The organism is Kitasatospora sp. NBC_00240, assembly GCF_026342405.1.
GTDB lineage: Bacteria > Actinomycetota > Actinomycetes > Streptomycetales > Streptomycetaceae > Kitasatospora.
Window position 1 is genome coordinate 528,110 of the sequence record NZ_JAPEMU010000001.1, and the last position, 18,817, is coordinate 546,926.

General features: G+C 73.2%; 15 protein-coding genes. 4 read left to right on the forward strand and 11 right to left on the reverse strand.

Translation table 11 applies throughout. The annotated features are described in order from the left end of the window. Positions 1 to 63: 63 nt before the first annotated feature. The 4 genes from OG689_RS02240 to OG689_RS02255 form a co-directional block, all read right to left on the reverse strand. The gene (locus tag OG689_RS02240; protein ID WP_266317022.1) at positions 64 to 891 is read right to left on the reverse strand and encodes an NAD(P)H-binding protein; all 828 of its coding nucleotides are present in this window, start codon (positions 889 to 891) and stop codon (positions 64 to 66) included. 357 nt (positions 892 to 1,248) lie between these two features. After that, the gene (locus tag OG689_RS02245) at positions 1,249 to 1,860 is read right to left on the reverse strand and encodes a glycosyltransferase (protein WP_266317024.1); all 612 of its coding nucleotides are present in this window, start codon (positions 1,858 to 1,860) and stop codon (positions 1,249 to 1,251) included. Positions 1,861 to 1,963: 103 nt separating this feature from the next. Beyond that, positions 1,964 to 2,608, reverse strand: coding sequence for a dihydrofolate reductase family protein (locus OG689_RS02250; protein ID WP_266317025.1), 645 nt, complete (start codon positions 2,606 to 2,608; stop codon positions 1,964 to 1,966). A gap of 326 nt (positions 2,609 to 2,934) precedes the next feature. Then, positions 2,935 to 4,197 (reverse strand): MFS transporter, encoded by a 1,263-nt coding sequence (locus tag OG689_RS02255; protein WP_266317026.1) that lies wholly within the window; start codon positions 4,195 to 4,197, stop codon positions 2,935 to 2,937. A gap of 1,227 nt (positions 4,198 to 5,424) precedes the next feature. On the opposite strand from OG689_RS02255, the gene OG689_RS02260 reads away from it, so the two are divergent. The 3 genes from OG689_RS02260 (at position 5,425) to OG689_RS02270 (ending at position 8,295) form a co-directional block, all read left to right on the forward strand. Next, a complete protein-coding gene (locus OG689_RS02260; protein ID WP_266317027.1) occupies positions 5,425 to 5,934 on the forward strand; it encodes a SigE family RNA polymerase sigma factor in 510 nt (169 codons plus the stop codon). A gap of 122 nt (positions 5,935 to 6,056) precedes the next feature. Then, positions 6,057 to 6,476 carry a cellulase gene (locus tag OG689_RS02265; RefSeq protein WP_266317028.1) on the forward strand — a complete coding sequence of 140 codons (420 nt, stop codon included), beginning with the start codon at positions 6,057 to 6,059 and terminating at the stop codon, positions 6,474 to 6,476. A 232-nt stretch (positions 6,477 to 6,708) separates the two neighbouring features. Further along, positions 6,709 to 8,295 carry a phospholipid carrier-dependent glycosyltransferase gene (locus OG689_RS02270; RefSeq protein WP_266326800.1) on the forward strand — a complete coding sequence of 529 codons (1,587 nt, stop codon included), beginning with the start codon at positions 6,709 to 6,711 and terminating at the stop codon, positions 8,293 to 8,295. 197 nt (positions 8,296 to 8,492) lie between these two features. Here the strand turns inward: OG689_RS02270 and OG689_RS02275 are convergent, their stop codons facing one another. Further along, the gene (locus OG689_RS02275) at positions 8,493 to 8,621 is read right to left on the reverse strand and encodes a hypothetical protein (protein ID WP_266317030.1); all 129 of its coding nucleotides are present in this window, start codon (positions 8,619 to 8,621) and stop codon (positions 8,493 to 8,495) included. Between the two features lie 263 nt (positions 8,622 to 8,884). Then, complete coding sequence (locus OG689_RS02280) at positions 8,885 to 9,091, reverse strand: hypothetical protein (protein ID WP_266317032.1); 207 nt, start codon at positions 9,089 to 9,091, stop codon at positions 8,885 to 8,887. Here OG689_RS02280 and OG689_RS02285 point away from each other — a divergent pair. After that, complete coding sequence (locus OG689_RS02285) at positions 9,090 to 9,524, forward strand: hypothetical protein (protein WP_266317033.1); 435 nt, start codon at positions 9,090 to 9,092, stop codon at positions 9,522 to 9,524. The two genes, OG689_RS02280 and OG689_RS02285, sit on opposite strands and share 2 nt — an antisense overlap. 383 nt (positions 9,525 to 9,907) lie before the next feature. On the opposite strand, the gene OG689_RS02290 is transcribed toward OG689_RS02285, so the two are convergent. The 5 genes from OG689_RS02290 to kdpC all read right to left on the reverse strand — a co-directional run bounded on the left by OG689_RS02290 (position 9,908) and on the right by kdpC (position 18,809). Beyond that, positions 9,908 to 12,415, reverse strand: coding sequence for a ricin-type beta-trefoil lectin domain protein (locus OG689_RS02290; protein WP_266317035.1), 2,508 nt, complete (start codon positions 12,413 to 12,415; stop codon positions 9,908 to 9,910). 536 nt (positions 12,416 to 12,951) lie between these two features. Further along, on the reverse strand, positions 12,952 to 14,553 hold the full coding sequence (locus tag OG689_RS02295) for a hypothetical protein (protein ID WP_266317037.1): 1,602 nt from the start codon (positions 14,551 to 14,553) through the stop codon (positions 12,952 to 12,954). A gap of 207 nt (positions 14,554 to 14,760) precedes the next feature. Continuing rightward, the gene (locus OG689_RS02300; RefSeq protein WP_266317038.1) at positions 14,761 to 15,435 is read right to left on the reverse strand and encodes a response regulator; all 675 of its coding nucleotides are present in this window, start codon (positions 15,433 to 15,435) and stop codon (positions 14,761 to 14,763) included. Then, positions 15,432 to 18,011, reverse strand: a complete 2,580-nt coding sequence (locus OG689_RS02305; RefSeq protein ID WP_266317040.1) for an ATP-binding protein — start codon at positions 18,009 to 18,011, stop codon at positions 15,432 to 15,434. Before OG689_RS02305 ends, OG689_RS02300 begins: the two co-directional genes overlap by 4 nt. Before the next feature lie 168 nt (positions 18,012 to 18,179). Then, complete coding sequence (kdpC, locus tag OG689_RS02310; protein ID WP_266317042.1) at positions 18,180 to 18,809, reverse strand: potassium-transporting ATPase subunit KdpC; 630 nt, start codon at positions 18,807 to 18,809, stop codon at positions 18,180 to 18,182. Positions 18,810 to 18,817: the final 8 nt, after the last annotated feature.

Genomic DNA, 18,817 nt, shown 5'->3' on the forward strand with positions numbered 1-18,817 from the left:
CGTGCGGCGCTTCCCCGGGGCGGCGGGGCGGGCCGGCGGGGTCGGCGCCCCGGTCGTCCGAGCTCAGGTTCCCCGGCGGAAATCGTCCGCGTGCTCCTCCACCCACGAACGGAACGTCCGCGCCGGCCGGCCAAGCAGCCGTTCCACCGTGTCGGTGACCCGTTCCGGCGAGTCGACGAACGACGCCCACGCCTTCAGCCTGGCTTCCACGAACGGTGCGTTCCTCCAGGCCGCCGTCAGCTGTTCGCGCGCCGCGTCCGGCGGTAGGTCCTCCCAGCGAACCTCTCGGCCGAGGACCTCGCCGATGATCCTCACCTGCTCGGCATGGGTGATCGACTCGGGCCCCGTGATCAGGTACTTGGCTCCGTCGTGCCCGTCCGAGGTGAGTACGTGCGCGGCGACGTCGGCGATGTCCCGCTCGTGGATCAGCGACCTGGACGCCTCCCCGTAGGGCCAGCGCACCAGCCCCCGCCGGACCTGGTCGGCCCACCCGAGCGTGTTGGTGGCGAAGTCGATGGCCCGCACGAACGTCCAGCTCACCCCGGACGCCCTGATCTGCCGCTCGATCTCCTGATGGTAGGACGTCGCCTGCTCGCCTTCCGCGAGATCGGCCACGTCGGTCGACAGGTACACCACGCGGGCCGCGAGCGCGGAGATCGTCTCCACCACGCGTGCTTCCACCGGGATGCCCGGCCACATCAGGTACACGCTGTCCACGCCGCGCACTGCGGGCTCCAGCGTCCGCGGCGACGCGAGGTCGCCCCGCACGACCTCCACCCCGTCCGGCAGCGACACCTGCTCCGGACGGCGCACCAACGCCCGTACGTGGTGTCCCCCTGCGGTCAACGCGGAGACGATGTGCTTGCCCACCTTGCCGGTCGCGCCGGTCACCAGAATCTTGGCCACGGGCAGGCCAACCCGAGTCGGGTACGAAATATGCCGCCGGGCCTGGGGCTGCCGCGCCCCAACAGGGGGTCAGGTCGCCCGGGCCGCAGGGCGGTCAGGATCATCGCGCCTTTCCGGGCAGCGGCCGACGACGCCGGTGCGGCGAGCAGGCCGAGGCAGCGGCGGTGACATTGGTTCTTTCGTGAAGCTCGGCTCGACGGTCCGGTCTTCGTCGTCCTTCACGCCGTCCCCGCCGGGATCGCTCCGCCCGGCTGGGGCCCCGCCCGCCCCCGCCTCGGACCCGCCCGCCAGCCCGCCTGCCACCGCTCGCGCCGCACCGCCTTCCGAACCCCGCTCCCCCTGTCACCCCAACGTGGCGACGTGGGCGAGCACAGCGCCGGCGCCGTCCTCGGAGACGATCCGGCGGGCGAGTTCGGCCGCGCGGCGGCGGGGGGCCGGGTCGGTCACGCAGGCCGTGATCGCGACGGCGAGGTTCTCGGCGTCGAGGTCCTGGAACGGCACCGGTCGGGGGGCGACCTGGAGCCGGTGGAGCCGGTCCGCCCAGAAGGGCTGGTCGGCCATGACGGGGACCGGCACGGCGGGCACGCCGGCGCGCAGCGCGGCTCCGGTCGTTCCCGCGCCGGCGTGGTGGACGACGGCGGCCGTGCGAGGGAAGAGCCAGTCGTGCGGGACGTCGCCGATCGCCAGGAGGTCGTCACCGCCGCCGCTCAGCTCGGCCCACCCCGCCTGCACCACCGCGCGCACGCCCGCCCGCTTCGCCGCAGCGGCCACCAGCTCGCTGAGGCGTTCCCCCTCGCCCGGTGCCATGCTGCCGAACCCGATGAACACCGGCGGCGGGCCGGCCCGGAGGAAGTCGGCCAGCTCGGCCAGGGGGCTCCAGCCGTCCGGCCGAGGAGGCCACCAGTAGCCCGTCACCTCGACCCGGGACGGCCAGTCCGCAGGTCGCGGCGCCACCGTCGGGCTGAAGCCGGCGAAGACCGGCCGGGCGTCGTCCCCCTGCTGCGCCGGTCCGCCCGCGGTCAGCCCGAGGCGGTCGCCGGACCGGCCTGAGGGTGGGTCACTTCCGCCAGAACAGGTGGTGCGTCACACCGCTCGGGCTGGGCACGACCTCCAGGTGGAAGCGGTCGAGCAGCTCGTCGGGGGACTGCCAGAGGTGCAGTCCGGACCCGAGCTTCACCGGCGAGACCGCCACGTGCATGGTGTCGACGAGGTCCGCGTCGAGGAACTCCCGGACGGTGGTCACTCCGCCGCCGAGCCGGACGTCCTTGCCCTCCGCGGCCTCGCGCGCCCGTTCGAGAACCGTGGCAGGGTCCCCGTCGACGAAGTGGAAGGTGGTGTCGGAGAGGGTGAAGGAGGGACGCCAGTGGTGGGTCATCACGAACACCGGGGTGCGGAACGGCGGCTCGTCGCCCCACCAGCCGCGCCACTCGTGGTCCTGCCAGGGCCCGCGCTGGAACCCGAACTTGTTGCGGCCCATGATCTCGGCACCGATGTTGCGGGCGAAGTCGCGGGTGAAGTAGTCGTCGAGACCCCGGCTCCCCCCGGGCTCCGTGCGATTGGGCCAGCTCGCCGTCGCGCCGGCCCAGGCGAAGAGCTTCTCGGGATGGTCGTAGCCGAACGGCCGCTCGAAGCTCTGGTCCTCACCGGCAGCGATGCCGTCACTCGAGACGATGAAGTTCTGGACCCTCAACAGTTGAGCCACGTGTTCCTCCGGTGTGCTCGGACAACGTTGGTGAGAAGGCCGCAGGAACTCGTCGCTGCGCCCCTGACCGGTCAGCCGACCGGGCTGACGGTGTCCTGACCCATGATGCTGCGGGGGTCTGACAATCCGCCGCCGCGAGCGGAGGCCTGCCCTTCCGACGGGCTCCGCCACGAACTCGATCACCGACGAGACTGCCACATCCGACGCCCTGCCCCGGGCAGCGACGTCGTTCCTCGTGCATGTTCCCCGACGCGGAGCCGGCCGGCGCCGGGGCGGCACCGCCGCCCGCCGGCAGGCTCGGGGCGGCGGTGGCCGGTCGCCCCCGGTCACCGTGGCCCCGGCAGGGCCCGGCCCAGACGGGCGAGCGGGGACAGCGCCATCACCAGCGGGGACAGCAGCATGCCCGCGGCCGTCACCAGGAGGCTGGTGCGCAGCCCCCACCCCTGCGCGAGAAGCGCGCCGAGCAGGGAGCCGAGCGGGGCCGTCCCCATGCCGACGAAGGTGATCGTCGCGGCCGCGCGGCCCTGCATCCCGTCCGGGGTCGCGGCCTGCCGCACCGCCATGACCGCGACGTTCACCACCTGTCCGGCGGCCCCGAACACGAAGTTGACCGCCAGGAGCAGGGCGACCGTGGCGACGGAGGAGCTGTGCAGCGCGGGCACGCACAGGAACACGCCGTCGCCGAGGGCCGCCGCGGACACCAGCACGGTGCCGTGGCCGAACCGGCCCGGCAGCCGGGCGGCCAGCACCGAGCCCAGGAGCGCGCCCGGTCCGGTCGCCGCCAGCGCCAGGCCGACGGCGGTGCCCGACAGGTGCAGTTCCCGCGGCAGGAAGAGCAGATAGACGGTCATCATGGCCGCGAAGGAGAACTGGAAGGCGGCCGAGGCGAGGCACACCGTCCGCAGCGGGATGTCGCCGGCGACGAACCGGAGGCACTGGTGGATCCGCCGCCGGACCCGAGGGGGACGCCCGGAGTGTCCCGGGACCGCTTCGGTCCGGCGGATCCGGCGGACCGACAGGACCGACAGCGCGAAGAACGACGCGCCGCAGGCGGCGGCGACCGGCGCCGACAGCAGTGTCACCAGCGCGCCGCCGAGGGCGGGACCGCCGACCTGGGCCGCGGAACGGCTGCCTTCCAGCGCGCTGTTGCCCTGCAGCAGCTGATCGCGGGTCACCAGCCGCACGAGCGAGGCCTGGTAGGCCACGTCGAAGAACACGGACAGGGCCCCGGCGGCGAAGGCGGCCAGGAGCAGCGCGGGCAGGCCGAGCCGGCCGAGGAGACCGGCTGCCGCCGCGGCGCCCAGGACCAGGGCCCGGCCGGCGTCCGCCAGCACCATGACCGTGCGGGTCCGCCACCTGTCCACCCAGGCGCCGGCGAGGAGCGCGAGCAACAGGACCGGCGCCTGCCCGACCGCGCGGAGAACACCCAACTCGCCGGCGCCGGCGCCGAGCGTCAGGACGGCGAAGAGCGGAAGAACGATCAGCGTGCTGTGTTCGCCGAGCTGGGAGGCCGTCTGGCCCGCCCAGAGCCGGCGGAAGTCGCGGTCCCGCCACAGGTTCGGCGGGACGGTTCGACCGGGTTCGGACACGCGGGAGGAGACAAACGGCACGGGGCTCCCTCGGACTGCCGACGACGAGGCCCGTCAGCCGGCGCACACCAGGGGCGCCTGCGTCGCGGGCAGGGGAAGGCTCGCTCTGCCGGACCGTCAAGGGCGGCACGCGATGACAGGCCGGTCACGGCCTACGACGTCAACGCGCGCTCGGACTACCGGGCATCTCTCAGCTCCTCGTGGGCCACTCGCCGCACCCGAACAGTAGCCCTTGACCGCTCGGTACGAAAGGCGGTTTCCGTGCACGGAGGACCGGCCCGGCCGAGCACCCCGCCGGACGGTGCCCCGCCACCGGGCCCCGGACGCACCCTCACCGCGGTCGTACCTGACGGACACCCGGCGCAACCGCTCCACCCAGCGGCGGCCGCCTTGCGGCCGGACTCCGGGCGGCTTCACCGAAGGGCTGCCCGGCCCGGCGACCTCCCGCACCCGCGGGAGCTGGATCTGGGCGCGAGCGCGACCCAGCTCCGTGCGCAGGCGGTCCCTGGAGGCGGTCATCTCCTCCAGCCGGCGGGCCAGCCGTTCGGTGAGCGCGCCCGCCAACAGCGCCTCCTCCCGGCGGGCTTCCCGCTCGACGCGGGCGCGTTCAACGGCCGCCCGGGCCTGCCCCTGGGCCTGCCCGAGGCGCACGGACAGGGCGGCGCCGTCCCCCGCCAACCGCTCCAGTTCCTCGCGCAGCGCGACAGGCTCGTTCCCTGCGCCGTCCACGCGATCCGGTGAGCCGCCTCCAACTGCGCCCTCAGGTCGGCCTGGAGAGCCGTCAGCCCGTGCCCTTCCCGCCGCTGGGCCTCAGGCCATCCGCCAACTCCGCCGCGACGACGCCCGGGGCCGCCTCAGCGACCGCACCGGCCCCGGCAACCCCACCCGCCCGGCTCCCGGCAACACCCCGGGCGGCGGCGAACCGGCGCCCACCCTCACCGCTGCCGCCGCTCGCGGGGCCGCCGCCGGCGCCACCAACGCCCTTTTCGGCTGGCTCCTCCACCGGTGGAGCGACAACTGAACCCGCCGACCGGGCGCACCGAAGGTGTGACCCACGTCATAGCCCGGAGGTGCATAGCGGAGCGAGGTCCAGCGCCTTAACAGGGGTACAGGAACGCGTCCGTGATCGTGGGGCGGCGCACGTCGTCCGCGACACGTGCGCCGCACCGCTCCCCACGGGACGGCAGCAGGGGTCGGCGTGCTCGGCGGGGAAGCAAGGGGTCGAGGGTGACGGGGCAGGCGCGGGTCGACGCGTTCGACCGCTTCGTGGCGGCTCGCTGGCCGGCGCTGCTCCACCTGGCGCGGCTGCTCACCGGCGGGGACCGGCACCGGGCGGAGGACCTGCTGCAGGAGGCGCTCGTCAAGCTCTGGTTCGCCTGGCCGAGGGTGGCCGAGCAGGCGCCCGAGGCGTACGTACGGAAGGTCCTGGCCCGTGCGGCGGCCCGCTCGGCGCGGCGGCGCTGGTGGGGCGAGCAGCCCATCGGCCGGCTGCCCGACCCGCCCGGAGCGGCGGACGAGGCCGCGGCCGTGGACGAGCGGACCAGGTTGGAGGCCGTGCTGGCGTTGCTGCCGGCGCGGCAGCGGGCCGCGGTGGTGCTGCGCTACTACCAGGACCTGCCCGAGGGCCAGGTCGCGGAGGTGCTCGGGTGCCCGGTGGGTACCGCCCGGTCGCTGACGGCCCGTGGCGTCGCGCGGCTGCGGCAGTTGCTGGCGGAGGCGGTCAGCCCGGTCGAGTGAGGAACCTGTCCGGCCGGGAGGGCCGCGGGTGCGGGCCGCGGGTGCGGGCCGCACGAGGTGGACCGCGCGAGGCGACTCGTGCGGGATGAGTCGTGCGGGATGAGTCGTATGAGGAGGGTCGGGTGACCAGGGGAGCCATGGATCGCTTCGAGCAGGAGCTGGTACGGATGATGCGCGAGGGACAGGAGGGGACGCCGTACGAGGACCGCCACCGCGACCGCCTGCACGCCGGCGTGCGGGCCCGGAAGCGGGTCCGGACGGCGTGGAAGGCCGCCGGATCGGTACTGACCGCCGCCGGGCTCTGCGTCGCGCTGCTGGTCGTCGCGAGTTCCTTCTCCCGGGGCGGGCCGGCCGGCCCCCGGCCCCTTCCCCTGGTCTCCGCCGGGTCGGTGACCATGACGTCGCCGGGCCGCCCGGCCTCCACCGCCGAAGGGGCGCCGGCACCGTACCGCCTGTCGACGCCGAGGCCGGCGACGGGGCCGGACCGGATCTCGGCCACCCGGCCGGCGCCCCGGCCGGGCGCGGGCGGCCCCGTCGGGTGAGGACCGCCCCGACGGCGGGCGACCCGCCCCCGCTCGTCCCACCCTCCCCGAGGAGAAGGCCCACCACGTGATCCCCGAGAACGCGACCGCCCCGGCCGACCCACAGCGGCAGCCGGCCGACCGCCGGCCGACCCCGTGGGAGCGGCAGCTGCACCGCGCCGGGTACGCCGCCCGACCACAGCTCTCCGTGCACGACCACCTGGTGACGCCGTTCCCCGAGCCCGGGTCGCGGATGCGGCGCCCGCCCCGGCCGGCCCCGGCGGCGCTGCGCCGCCTGGCGCGCTGGTCCGGCTGGGGCGGGCCGCTGCTGGTGACCCTCCTCGCCGGACTGGCCCGCTTCTGGCGGCTGGACAGCCCGCGGGCGGTCGTGTTCGACGAGACGTACTACGCCAAGGACGCCTGGTCCCTGCTGCGGCTCGGCTACGAGGGCAGCTGGCCGGACCGCCTGGTCGCCGACCCGCAGATCCTGGGCCGCCCCCAGGTGATCCCGCTCTCCGACGCCGGGGCCTTCGTCGCGCACCCACCGGCGGGCAAGTGGGTGATCGCCCTCGGCGAGTGGATGTTCGGCCTCGGCCCGTTCGGCTGGCGCTTCATGACGGCGGCCCTGGGCACGCTCTCGGTGCTGATGCTGTGCCGCATCGGCCGCCGCCTGTTCCGCTCCACCCTGCTGGGCTGCCTGGCCGGGGCACTGATGGCGGTGGACGGCCTGCACTACGTGATGAGCCGCACCGCGCTGCTCGACCTCGTCGTGATGGTCTTCGCCCTGGCGGCGTTCGGCTGCCTGCTGATCGACCGGGACCGTACCCGGGACCGGCTCGCCGCCGCCCTGCCGGTCGACGGGGACGGGCGCGGGGACGGGCGCGGGGACGGGGGCGGCCGGGCACACCTGGACGGGCACACCGCCGCCCGCGCCGGGACGGGCCCGCGCCCCTGGCGGCTCGCGGCCGGCCTCTTCCTCGGCCTGTCGGCCTCGGTCAAGTGGAACGGCCTGTACTTCCTCGCCTTCTTCCTCGTCCTCACCCTGCTGTGGGACGCCGGCGCCCGCCGCACCGCGGGAGCGCACCACCCCTACCGCGCGGTGCTGCGCAAGGACCTCTGGTCGGCACTGTCCCTCGTCCTGGTCACCGCCCTGACCTACCTGGCGACCTGGACCGGCTGGCTCCGCTCCGACCACGGGTACGGGCGGCACTGGGCGGACGGCCGCGGCGGCACCTGGTCCTGGATCCCGGCCCCGCTCCGCAGCCTGTGGCACTACGAGTACGACGTCTACCAGTTCAACGTGGGGCTGCACACGCCCCACCCGTACGAATCGAACCCCTGGAGCTGGCTGGTCCTCGGGCGCCCCGTCCTGTTCCACCACACCCAGGCGGAGCCCGGCACGGCCGGCTGCCCCGCGGCGACCGCCTGCTCGCAGACCATCCTCGCCCTGGGAACACCGCTCCTGTGGTGGTCGGCCTGCTGCGCGCTGGTGTACCTCCTCTTCCGGTGGGCGCTGCGACGCGACTGGCGCGCCGGCGCCGTCCTGTGCGGGGTGGGGGCCGGCTACCTGCCCTGGTTCCTGTACCAGGACCGCACGATCTTCTCCTTCTACGCGGTCGCCTTCGTGCCCTACCTGAGCCTGGCCGTGACGATGATGCTGGGAGCCCTGCCGGGGCCGCCGGGGGCGAGCGACCGGCGCCGTGTGCGGGGCGTGCTGGTGGCCGGGGTGCTCGTCCTGCTGATCGGCTGGAACTTCGTCCACTTCGTCCCGCTCTACACGGGGCAGAGCATCCCGTACGCCGACTGGCGCGCCAGGTTGTGGCTCGACAGCTGGTTCTGAGCCGAGCGTGCGGCGAGCCGTGATCGACGTGACAGCACGCCGGCTCACCGGCAGACGGACGAGCTCACCGCGCGCCTGTACGACGACCGGTCGGTCCGGGAGTCCTCACCGAGACCGAACCGGGCCATGTCGTCCGAGCAGGTACCGGACCGCGACCGGTCCTGACCGGCGTACCGGAGCAGGGCCCGGACGGGCGCTCAGCCGCCAGGCCGGCCGTCCTCCACCGCGGCGACCACGAACCACTGGGCCGGCAGGGCCATCCGGGTACCGTCCGGGTGGCGCTCGCTCATCGCGAGGTCGGTCCCGCCCTGGTCGAGGATCTCCAACCCGGCGCCGCGCAGCAGCTCGGGCGTCCCAGAACGGCTCGCCCGGCTCGCCCGTGTTCTCCGCCCAGAAGCCCTCCCACGCGCGTACGTAGCGCTCCGAAGTACTCATGCCAGGGTCTCCCGTGTGTCGTGGCGGCGCGTACCAGCCTCCGTACCGACGCGCGGGCCGGCGGAAACCGCAAGGCCGGATCCTTCACACCACGTTCGACCCCGCGCCGGAGAACCATCCGAACGGTGGCCCGGCCGGGCCGGCGGCGGGTGCTTCAGGCGGCGTCGCCCCGCCCGGGATCCGACGGCACCGCGGCGGGCGCGTCGCGCAGCGCCGCCCGGGAGGTGACGCCCAGATCGGGGAACACCCGGTAGCAGCCGGAGCCGACGGTGCGCGGCGACAGGTGCGTCCGTTCCCCGATCTCATTGTTGGCACGGTGAAACTCGCGGGGCAGGTCGCTCCCTTGACAGACTGTCGTCATGGCAGCTGACGATCTTGAGGCGATACGGTGTGAACTCTCGGCGGTTCGCGCGGAGCGCGACGCACTGCGGCGGGACCTTGGTGATCTGAGGACACGACTCTGCATCAGACTCGGCATCCTCCGGAAGGAGGCGGGCCCGCAGGGGACCACGATCGTCAGCGTGGCCACCGACCCTGAGATCGTCGAGGAGGTCCAACGCCTCCAGGACGAGCTTGCCACCGACCGGGAGGCCGACCGACGATGGTCGGCCATCGACGCCCTGATCCTGGAGAACCGCAGGATCCATGCGATCCAGAGCATCCGTTCCGAGTTCGGAACGAGCCTTCGCCTGGCAGTGGATCTGCTCGACGAGCGGTACATCCGCCTGCGGCGGCGGCAGCCCGACGGCTTCAGTGAAATCCCTGACACCTACCGGACCAGCTTCGATTCCTGACAGCCGACGGCCGTCACGCATCGGCTGACGAGTCGCCTCATGGCCATCGAGCGCGATACCGCGATCGCCTGCGTCACCTTTGGATGCCTTTCGGCTTCGGAGGGGTACCCGGTGGTCCAGGGGTCAATCGGCGGGCGGCGGGCGGCGGGCGGCGGGCGGCGGGCGGCGAGCGGCGAGCGGCGAGCGGCGAGCGGCACCAATGGTACGGCGCCGGAGTCCCCGGGGTGGAGCCGCCCGAGGGGCAGGCGCCCGGCGCGCGGCCGCGGGCCACCGGAGCGCCGAGAACTCCTGACGAACTGCGACGGCGCCGTCGAAGCCTGTCCGCCGTTCCTTCCGGACCGACGGACAGGCTCGATCGCGACGGCTCGGGCCGTGCGGGCCTCCTACCGGCTCCACCGCTGACGCGGGTCGCTGCGTTCGCAGTGCGAGATGGTCAGCTGGGTCCCGGCAGGGATCGCGTAGTCGGCGTCGCCGGGCTTCGTGCTGGTCGGCACGTGCAGGCAGCGGCCGGAGACCGGGTTGTACAGGGTGCCGACCTGGGCGATCCATTCCTGGTTCGAGCCGCCGTGGCAGTCCCACAGCACCACCTTGGAGCCGTCGGCGGCTCCTCCACGGTAGACGTCCAGGCACTTGCCGTTGACGCGGACCGTGCCGTCGGTGCCGACGGTCCATCGCTGGGCGGCGCTGCCGTCGCAGCCCCAGGTGCGGACCACGGTCCCTTCGGGGCCGGTGGGTCCGTTGCCGTCCAGGCAGCCCACCACCTCGTTGCCCCAGTTCGTGTTCCTGACGGGTCCGGTGGTGGCGGCGGCGGGCGGGCCGACCGGGGTGACCGACAGGTTGTCGAACTGGTCGTTGCGGTAGCCGTCGCCGCCCAGGCCGACCATCCCGGTGGTGAGGGCGGTGTCGGTGGCCGAGCCGACGGTGACGTTGTCCACGGCGGCGGTGAGGGTCGGACCGTCGGCGGTCAGTGCCAGGTGGTGCCAGGTGCCGGTGCCGAGGGCGGGGACCTGGCCGCTCTTCAGGACGGTGGTGTTGCCGTCTTCGGCCGTGCCGTCGTCCTCCCTGCTGGAGCGGACGATGGACCAGGCGCCGGTGTCGGACACCTCCAGGTAGTAGGCGTCGAACAGGGACGGGTGCCAGCCCTGGACACCGGTGCGGGCCATCAGCTGCACGGCTCCGGGCTGCTGGAGCAGGGCGTCGGCGGCGACGGTGTAGTTGGTCCAGCCGAGGTCGCCGCCCATGGTGTAGGGGTGGTCGACATCGTGGCGGTCGTCCCAGGGGATGGGCGGGGCCGGTGCCCGCTGGGTGAGGCAGCGCCCGGTGCGGCCGCCGGCGCAGGCGGTGGCCTCGAAGGCACCCTGCTGCTGCGCGAGGTAGCGGGGCTGCTGGTCGATCGGGGTGCTGTCGAAGTCGTCGGCGTACGGCAGCGGGACGGCGCCCGGCTTCGGGCCGGTGGCGGTGCCCTTGCCCTGGCCCGTGGTGGTGGTCAGCGAGTAGATGTGGCCGGGCTGGACCGTCAGGGCGTAGGAACCGTTCACGGGGGTGATGTCGGTCTGGCGGGAGAGGCTGGTGGCGGAGTTCGAGTCGTTGACGTCGGTGGCCCACACATGGACGGGACCGGAGGACAGGCCGTTCGAGACGTCGATCCTGACCGTCCGGGCGGTGGTGGCCGTGGTCGTCTCGATGATCGTGGAGTAGTCGGCGTCGTTCGGCGACTTGAGCGTCACGTAGGTGCCGTTGCTCTCGGCGCCGCCCAGGTAGCCGGAGCCCTTGTCCAGGAACTTCCAGCCGGGCGAGACGAACTGGGTGATCTGCGCGGTCGCCCAGGCGCTCTTGCCGACGGTGTAGGTTCCCGACGCCGGCTGGTTGGCCAGCACCAGGCCGACCGTGTTGTACGGCTGGTTGGGGTAGACGGCCGCCACCGCCGGCCAGTTCAGGTGAGCGGTGAGCCTGCCGTCGACGTACCCGCGGGTGAAGGTGCGGATCAGCGGGGCCGCACCGGAGAAGAGGTCCTGCGATCCGTTCTCGCCCGCCCACATGGCCTTGCCCGTCGCCCGGGCCGTCGCGTCGGTGGGGCAGTTGAGGGCCGTGCCGCCGTTGCCGCCCTCGCAGGGGTAGTGGGCGCTGATGACCGAGACGGCCTTCGCGAACCCGGGATCGCCGGCGACGTCGGTGGCGACCTTCCAGGCGCCCGCCCCCCAGTCGTCCGACACCACGGTCTGCACCTTGTCGTAGCCGGCCGTGTCCAGGGCGGTGCGCAGCTGCTTGAACCAGCCTACGTTGTAGGCGTTCTCGTTCCAGCCGCCGATGTAGTCGACGGCCAGTCCGTGCTGCCTGGCGCAGCCGAGCCAGCTCGTCAGGTAGTCGATCATGTCGGTGGTCCAGAAGTTGCCGCCGCCGACCCAGCCGGGCGCTCCCCAGCTGAGGGCGGCGAGCTTGACGGCGGGATTGCGGGCCTTGGCCTGCTCCATCAGCCACCACTCGTACCCGGTGTTGCAGTTGACGGTGGTGGGGGTGCGCATGTGGCTGGACTCGGAGCCGTCGGTGGAGTTGGTGTCGCCGCCGGCCTCGACCTTGAGGATCTGCAGGTTCGCACCGTAGCCGGGCTTGAACAGGTAGTCCAGGATCTGCTGTTGCTGGGCGGCGGGGTAGTCGGTCAGCAGGCGGGTGTTGCCGCCACCGCCGCTGAGGGCGCCGATGCCGTCGAAGGTCCGCCCGGGGCTGTGGCCGTCGGCGGCGACGATGGTGGGCGCGGGCGCGCTGTCCACGGCGGCGGCCGGTTGGGGGGAGAGCGCGGCAAGGGGGCCGATGGCCAGCGCGAAGGCGGCGGCCAGCGCGCCGGCCGTTCTGCGGGGGACTTGCGCGAAGGGCTGCCTGCCGGCGTGGGGCATGTGAGGTCCTTGGGGGGGTGGGTTCGCGGGTGGATTCGCGGGTGGGCTGCTCTCTCGCCGGCCTTGCGGTGGGCCGTTGCCTGAGGGTGCGGCGGCGACAGGCGGCGGGTCGTGATCCGAGCGCGAGGGGTGGGCGCGGTGGGTGGTCTCTCGCCGAGGGGCTCCACACCGGCGGAGAATGAACCAGTCGGCCCAGAATCCAACAAATGTGAAACCCTTGGGTCACATAGAACAGCGGTCCTGTCGAACAGTCAACATGTCGATCCCAGGTATTCGCCGTGTTACCGGACCGACACGTTCAGCGGGTAGGGCGGGTCGCCAACTCCGCTCCACGCCTTGTACCAGCGCATGTGTGCGGGACCAGTGCGAGGAGTCGCGCACGCCCGGGCCGGCGCACCGGGGCGCGGGCCCGCCCCTCACGTCCGGGACTGTCGCCGGAGCGACGGAAAACATCAGAAGTAAACAGATTTCCTGTGCGACGCCCCGTACCGCACAGGAAACCCCGGAGCACCGTCGCCCACCCGCGGCCCCGCCCCTCAGCGGTACTCGCGCAGTCGTGGCCGGACACCCAGCACGGTGAGGGCGAGCACCGCCGTCAGCGCCAGGCCGCCGGCCGCGGCGGCTCCCGCCCCGAGTGCGTCGTCGGCATCGGTGACCGCCCGGTCGAGGGCCCGCTGGTTGACGGCCAGGACGTCGCCCAGGGCCGTGCTGAGGAGTTCGAAGTCGGCATTGGACTGACCGGGCGAGGCGCCGGTGTTGAAGGTGACCGCGTCCTTCAATCGTCCCTGGTTCCGCAGGTCGCGGATCTTCCGGTCGTCCAACTGGTACTGCTGGAACGCCGTCAGGACCCGTTCGGCCGCCTCCTGCTCGCCGGCGAAGGTGATGTTGCGCAGCTCGGTGCCGAGGAAGCCGTCGAACCGGACGACCGTGTGGTCGGCCCGGTGGGCGTCGGCCGCCGCGGCCAGCCGGGCGTTGTAGGTGCTCAGGGTGGCGCCGTCCACGCGGGCGACGGCCTGGGTCTTGTCGAGGAAGGCCTGCTCGTAGGCGGCGGCGTGGGCCGGGTCGGTGAGGTAGCGGCTCTCGTCGGCGTTGAGGTCGTACGCCACGGCGCGGGCGCGGCTGATGGCGATCACCGAGTCGTAGGCGTTGCTCTTGGCGAGGACCAGGTGGTGGCCGGCGCCGGTGGTCAGGATCAGCGCGGACGTCAGGCCCAGGGCGGTGACCAGGGTGGCGGCCGCCAGCGGCGGGTTGACCAGGCGGCGGAAGCGCACGGTGAGGGTGCGTTGGAGCGCGGCCAGGGCGGCCAGGGCCGGCAGACCTGTGGCGAGCAGCCACCACCAGCCGGCGGCGAGGTCGCGGCGCTGGGCGGCATAGGTCCGGTCCACGGTGGCGGCGTTGCCGGCGGTGACCTCGTCGGCGGCCGGCAGGATCTTCTGCCGGAGCAGGTCGCTGGCCTGCCGGTAGGTCTCCAGGGCCTCCGGCGCGGGCTTGCCCGCCGGGGCGTGCGCCTGGTCCTCCAGCAGTTGGGATCGGGCCACCAGCGCTTCGTACCGGCCGAGTTCGCTCATCACGCTCTGGACGGCGCGCTGCCCGGCGGGGTCGGCGGCGGAGGCCTCGGGCGCGCGTTGGAGGTCGGTTCCGGCCTGGTTGCGGCGCTGCTCGTAGGTGTCCAGGGTCTGCTTGCGCAGAGCGGCGAAGTCGGTGTCGGCGCCGATCAGCAGGAGGTTGGCGGCCTGGGCGTCCATGTCGCTGAGCGCGAAGTAGAGGTCGGCAGCGCGGACGGCCTGCGGGGCCGACCGGTGGCCGATGGTGTCGATGCCGCCCCGGGCGCCGGCCAGCACCAAGGCGGTCGCGGCGGCGAAGGAGAGCAGCGCGACGAGGCAGAGTGCGGTGAGGCCGCGGACGAGGCGGGGTGTGTTCCACCGGTTGCCGGTGAGTACCCGCCGGCGGCCGAGCCGTCCCGGGGTCGGGCGCGGGGCCGAGGTGTTCGCGCCCGGCCCCGGAGCTTCCTGTCCCCCTGCGGTGGCGGTGCGGGGAGCGCGCGGCGCGGGTACCCGGCCGGTCGTACCCGAGCCCTCCGTCCCTGGCGGGCTCGTCTTCCCCGGTACGACCGTTCTGCCCGATGCACCCGATGGCATGGCCGCGCGTCCCCTCCCCTTTTCACCTGGCCGCCGGATCGGTCGCCCATGGCGGTTTCCACCGGCGTGGTCACGACCCGCGTCCCCCACGGAGCGGGCCGTTCCCTCGTCTGCGACGCTATGCCGCCGGAGATCGTCTGCCGGCTTTCCTGACGCTTTCCTGGCGCCGCGGGGACCGGTCTTGACGCTTCCTTTGCGCCCGGGCGTTCATGGTTGGTACCGGTAGCCGATCCCGGGCTCGGTGATCAGGTGCCGGGGGCGGGCCGGGTCGGGTTCGAGTTTGCGCCGCAGGCCGGCCAGGTAGACCCGCAGGTAGTTGCCGCTCTCCTCCTGCTCGGGGCCCCAGATCTCGCGCAGGATCTGCCGGCCGGGCACCAGCCGGCCGGGGCTGGCCACCAGGATCGCGAGGATCCTCCACTCGGTCGGGGTGAGGCGTACAGGCCCGTCGGGGCCGGTCACGGTGGCTGCCGCGACGTCGATCTCGTACCCGCCGATCACGGCCCGGGTGGGCGCCGGCTCTCCCGGGGGGCGGCGCAGCACCGCCCGGAGGCGGGCCATCAGTTCCTCCATGACGAAGGGTTTGGTCAGGTAGTCGTCGGCGCCGGCGTCGAGGGCCTTGATCTTCTCGGCGGGGTTGTCGCGCCCGGAGACGACGATGATCGGCACGGCGCTCCAGGCGCGCAGGCCGCGGATGATGTCCATGCCGTCGAGGTCGGGCAGGCCGAGGTCGAGCAGGACCGCACCGGGCAGGTCGTGACCCGCGAGGTCGAGCGCCTGGGCACCGGTGGCGGCTGTGAGGACGGAGTAGTGCCGGGCATGGAGGTTGATCTTCAGGGCCCGCAGGAGCTGGGGTTCGTCGTCGACGACGAGGATGTAGTTCACACCGTCACCTCGTCATGGTCCCCGGGTGCGGGCCCGGGCCCGGCGGCGGGCAGGGTGAGCAGCATGGTGGTACCTCCGCCAGGGGTGTCCTCGACGTCGAGGGTGCCGCCCATGGCTTCGGCGAGGCCACGGGAGAGGGCGAGGCCGAGGCCGACGCCGGTGGTGTTGTCTGTGTCGCCGAGGCGTTGGAAGGGCAGGAAGACCCGGTCCCGGTCCTCGGGTGCGATGCCCGGGCCGCGGTCGACCACCCGGATCTCCACCCGGCCCGCGTGGTGGCTCGCGGCGACCAGGACGGGCGCGCCCGGGGCGTTGTGGCGCAGGGCGTTGGTGATGACGTTGGCCAGGACGCGTTCCAGCAGCGGCGGGTCGGCGAGGACGGGTGGGGCGGTGTCGAGGTCGAGCGGCTGGACGGGCGCGTCGGGGTCGGAGAGCGAGTCCATGGCGCGGGGCAGCACCTCGTCCAGGTGGGTGGGTGTCAGGTGCAGGGTGAGGGCGCCGGCCTGGAGGCGGCTCATGTCGAGCAGGTTGTCGACCAGTCGGGTGAGTTTGACCAGGGCTTCGTCGGCGAGGTCGAGGAGTTCGGTCTGGTCCTCCGGGGAGAACTCGACGTCGGGGCTGCGCAGTGAGCCGATGGAGGCGAGGGCGGCGGCGAGCGGGGTGCGCAGGTCGTGGCTGACGGCGGCGAGCAGGGCGGTGCGCATCCGGTCGGCGGCCTTGATGGGTTCGACCTCGGCGGCGGCGGTGGCGAGCCGGTCGCGTTCCAGCGCGGCGGCGACGTGCGCGGCGAACGCGGTCAGCACCCGTTGGTCGGCCGCGGGCAGCCGGTGTCCGGCCAGGATGAGCAACGCGTCTGCTCCGACCGGGACTTCGGTGATCTCGCGGTCGGACCCCGGGTCGCCGGCCGCGTCTCCCCCGGACTCCGTCCGGGGGGACCCCCATCGCGCCAGCACGTCGCCGCCGGTGCGGTCCAGGAGGGCGACGGCGTCCATGCCGAAGGCGGTGCCGGACTTCTCCAGCAGGGCGGGCAGGGCGTCGGCGCCGCGCAGCACGCTGCCGGCGAGGGTGGAGAGGGTCTCGGCCTCGGCGGTCGCGCGGGCGGCGCGGCTGGTGAGCCTGGAGGCGTGGTCGACGACGGTGGAGACGGTCAGGGCGACGGCGGCGAAGACGGCCAGCGCGATGACGTTGTTGGTCTCGGCGATGGTGAAGGTGTGGACGGGCGGGATGAAGTAGTAGTTGAGCAGCAGCGAGGCGACCAGGGAGGCCATCAGCGCGGAGGTGGCGCCGCCGAGCAACGCGACCGCGACCACGCCAAGTTGGAAGATCAGCGCGACGGTCGTGAGGTTCAGGCCGTGCACCTGCGAGAGGACGGCTGTCAGTAGGGCGGGCAGCACCAGGCCGGCGGTGTAGCCGGCGACGGTGCGCCGCTTGGAGTGGCGGCGCCCCAGCGACGGCAGGCGTCCTCGTCCGGTGAACTCGTGGGTGACCATGTGGACGTCGATGTCCTCGGAGCCGTCCACGGTGGTCTCGCCGATGCCGGGGCCGGTGAGGAAGCGGCTGATCCGGCCGCGCCGGCTGGTGCCGAGCACCAGTTGGGTGGCGTCGTGCGCGCGGGCGAAGGTGAGCAGGGAGTCCGGGATGTCGTCGCCCACCACCACGTGGTAGCTGCCGCCCAGCGATTCGACGAGCTGCCGCTGTTCGGCGAGGTTGCCGGGGGAGGCGCCGGCCAGGCCGTCGCTGCGGGTGATGTGCACGGCGAGCAGGTCTCCGCCGGCGGTGCGGTCGGCGATGCGGGCGGCGCGGCGGATCAGCGTCTCGCCCTCGGGGCCGCCGGTGAGGGCGACCACGACGCGTTCGCGCGTCTCCCAGACCCGGTCGATGTTGTGGCTGGCGCGGTAGTCGCGCAGACCCTCGTCGACGCGTCCGGCGACCCAGAGCAGGGCGAGTTCGCGCAGGGCGGTGAGGTTCCCGACCCGGAAGTAGTTGGAGAGCGCGGCGTCCACCTTCTCCGCCTTGTAGACGTTGCCGTGGGCCATCCGGCGGCGCAGCGCCTGCGGGGCCATGTCGACGAGTTCGATCTGGTCCGCGCGACGGACCACCTCGTCGGGGACGGTCTCGCGCTGCGGGATCCCGGTGATCTTCTGCACGACGTCGTTGAGGGATTCGAGGTGCTGGATGTTGACGGTGGTGACGACGTCGATGCCGGCGGCCAGCAGCTCCTCGACGTCCTGCCAGCGCTTGGCGTTGCGCCCACCGGGGATGTTGGTGTGGGCGAGTTCGTCCACGAGTGCCACCGAGGGCCTGCGGGCGAGGATCGCGTCGGTGTCCATCTCGGTGAACTCGGCGTCCCGGTAGGTGCGGGTCAGCCGCGGGACGACGTCCAGGCCCTGGAGCATGTTCTCGGTGTGCCGGCGGCCGTGGCACTCGATGTAGCCGACCACCACGTCGGCCCCGCGTTCCTGTCTGCGGCGGGCCTCGTCCAGCATCCGGTACGTCTTGCCGACTCCGGGCGCCGAACCGAGGTAGACCCTCAGCCGGCCTCGCCGGGGGAGGGCACCGGGGGTGAGGTCGCGAGGCATGGGCGCTGCTCTTTCCTACGAGGGCGGCGTTGGGACGATGTGTACTGGCAGCACCGTGGCGGTGCAGACTGTTCCGCTGAGCGGAACACACATGCGGGCGCCCGGTCTGGGCATGGAGTGCTCCCCCATGCCCAGACCGGCCTACCTAATCGACCATCAGATGTGACATCAGTTCTGCTCGCTGATGGCCCTGTTGAGGAGGACGACGTTGACGCCGTCCTGGCCGAGGAAGCCGAGCGAGCGGCCCTCGGTGTACTTCTCGACCAGCCCGTTCAGCTTGTCCGCGGGCAGGTTGCGGGCCTTGGCGACCCGGGCGACCTGCTCCTTGGCGTAGGCGACGGAGATGTGCGGGTCGAGACTCGATCCGGAGGCGGTGAGCGCGTCCACCGGGACGGTGGCCGGATCCACGCCGTCGAAGGTGGCGACGGCGGCCCGGCGGTCCTCGACGGCCTTCAGCAGGTCCTCGCTGTTGGGGCCGAGGTTGGAGGCGCCGGAGCTCTTCGGGTCGTAGGCGTAGGCGGCGGGCCGGGGCTGGAACCACTTGGGGTCCGGAACCGGCGCCTCCTTCGGGTCGTCGGGGTTCTGCTTGGGCAGGTTGTAGTTCTGGCCGAGCAGGCTGGAGCCGATCTCCTTGCCCTGGGAGCTGACGATCGAGCCGTTGGCCTTGTCGCTGAAGGCGACCTGGCTGATGCCGGTGACCAGCAGCGGGTAGGCGAGACCGAGGATGACGGTCATCACCAGCAGCATCCGCAGGGCGGTGAAGTGGGTGCGGACGGAGGTGGGCAGTGGCTTGGGCATGATTGCTG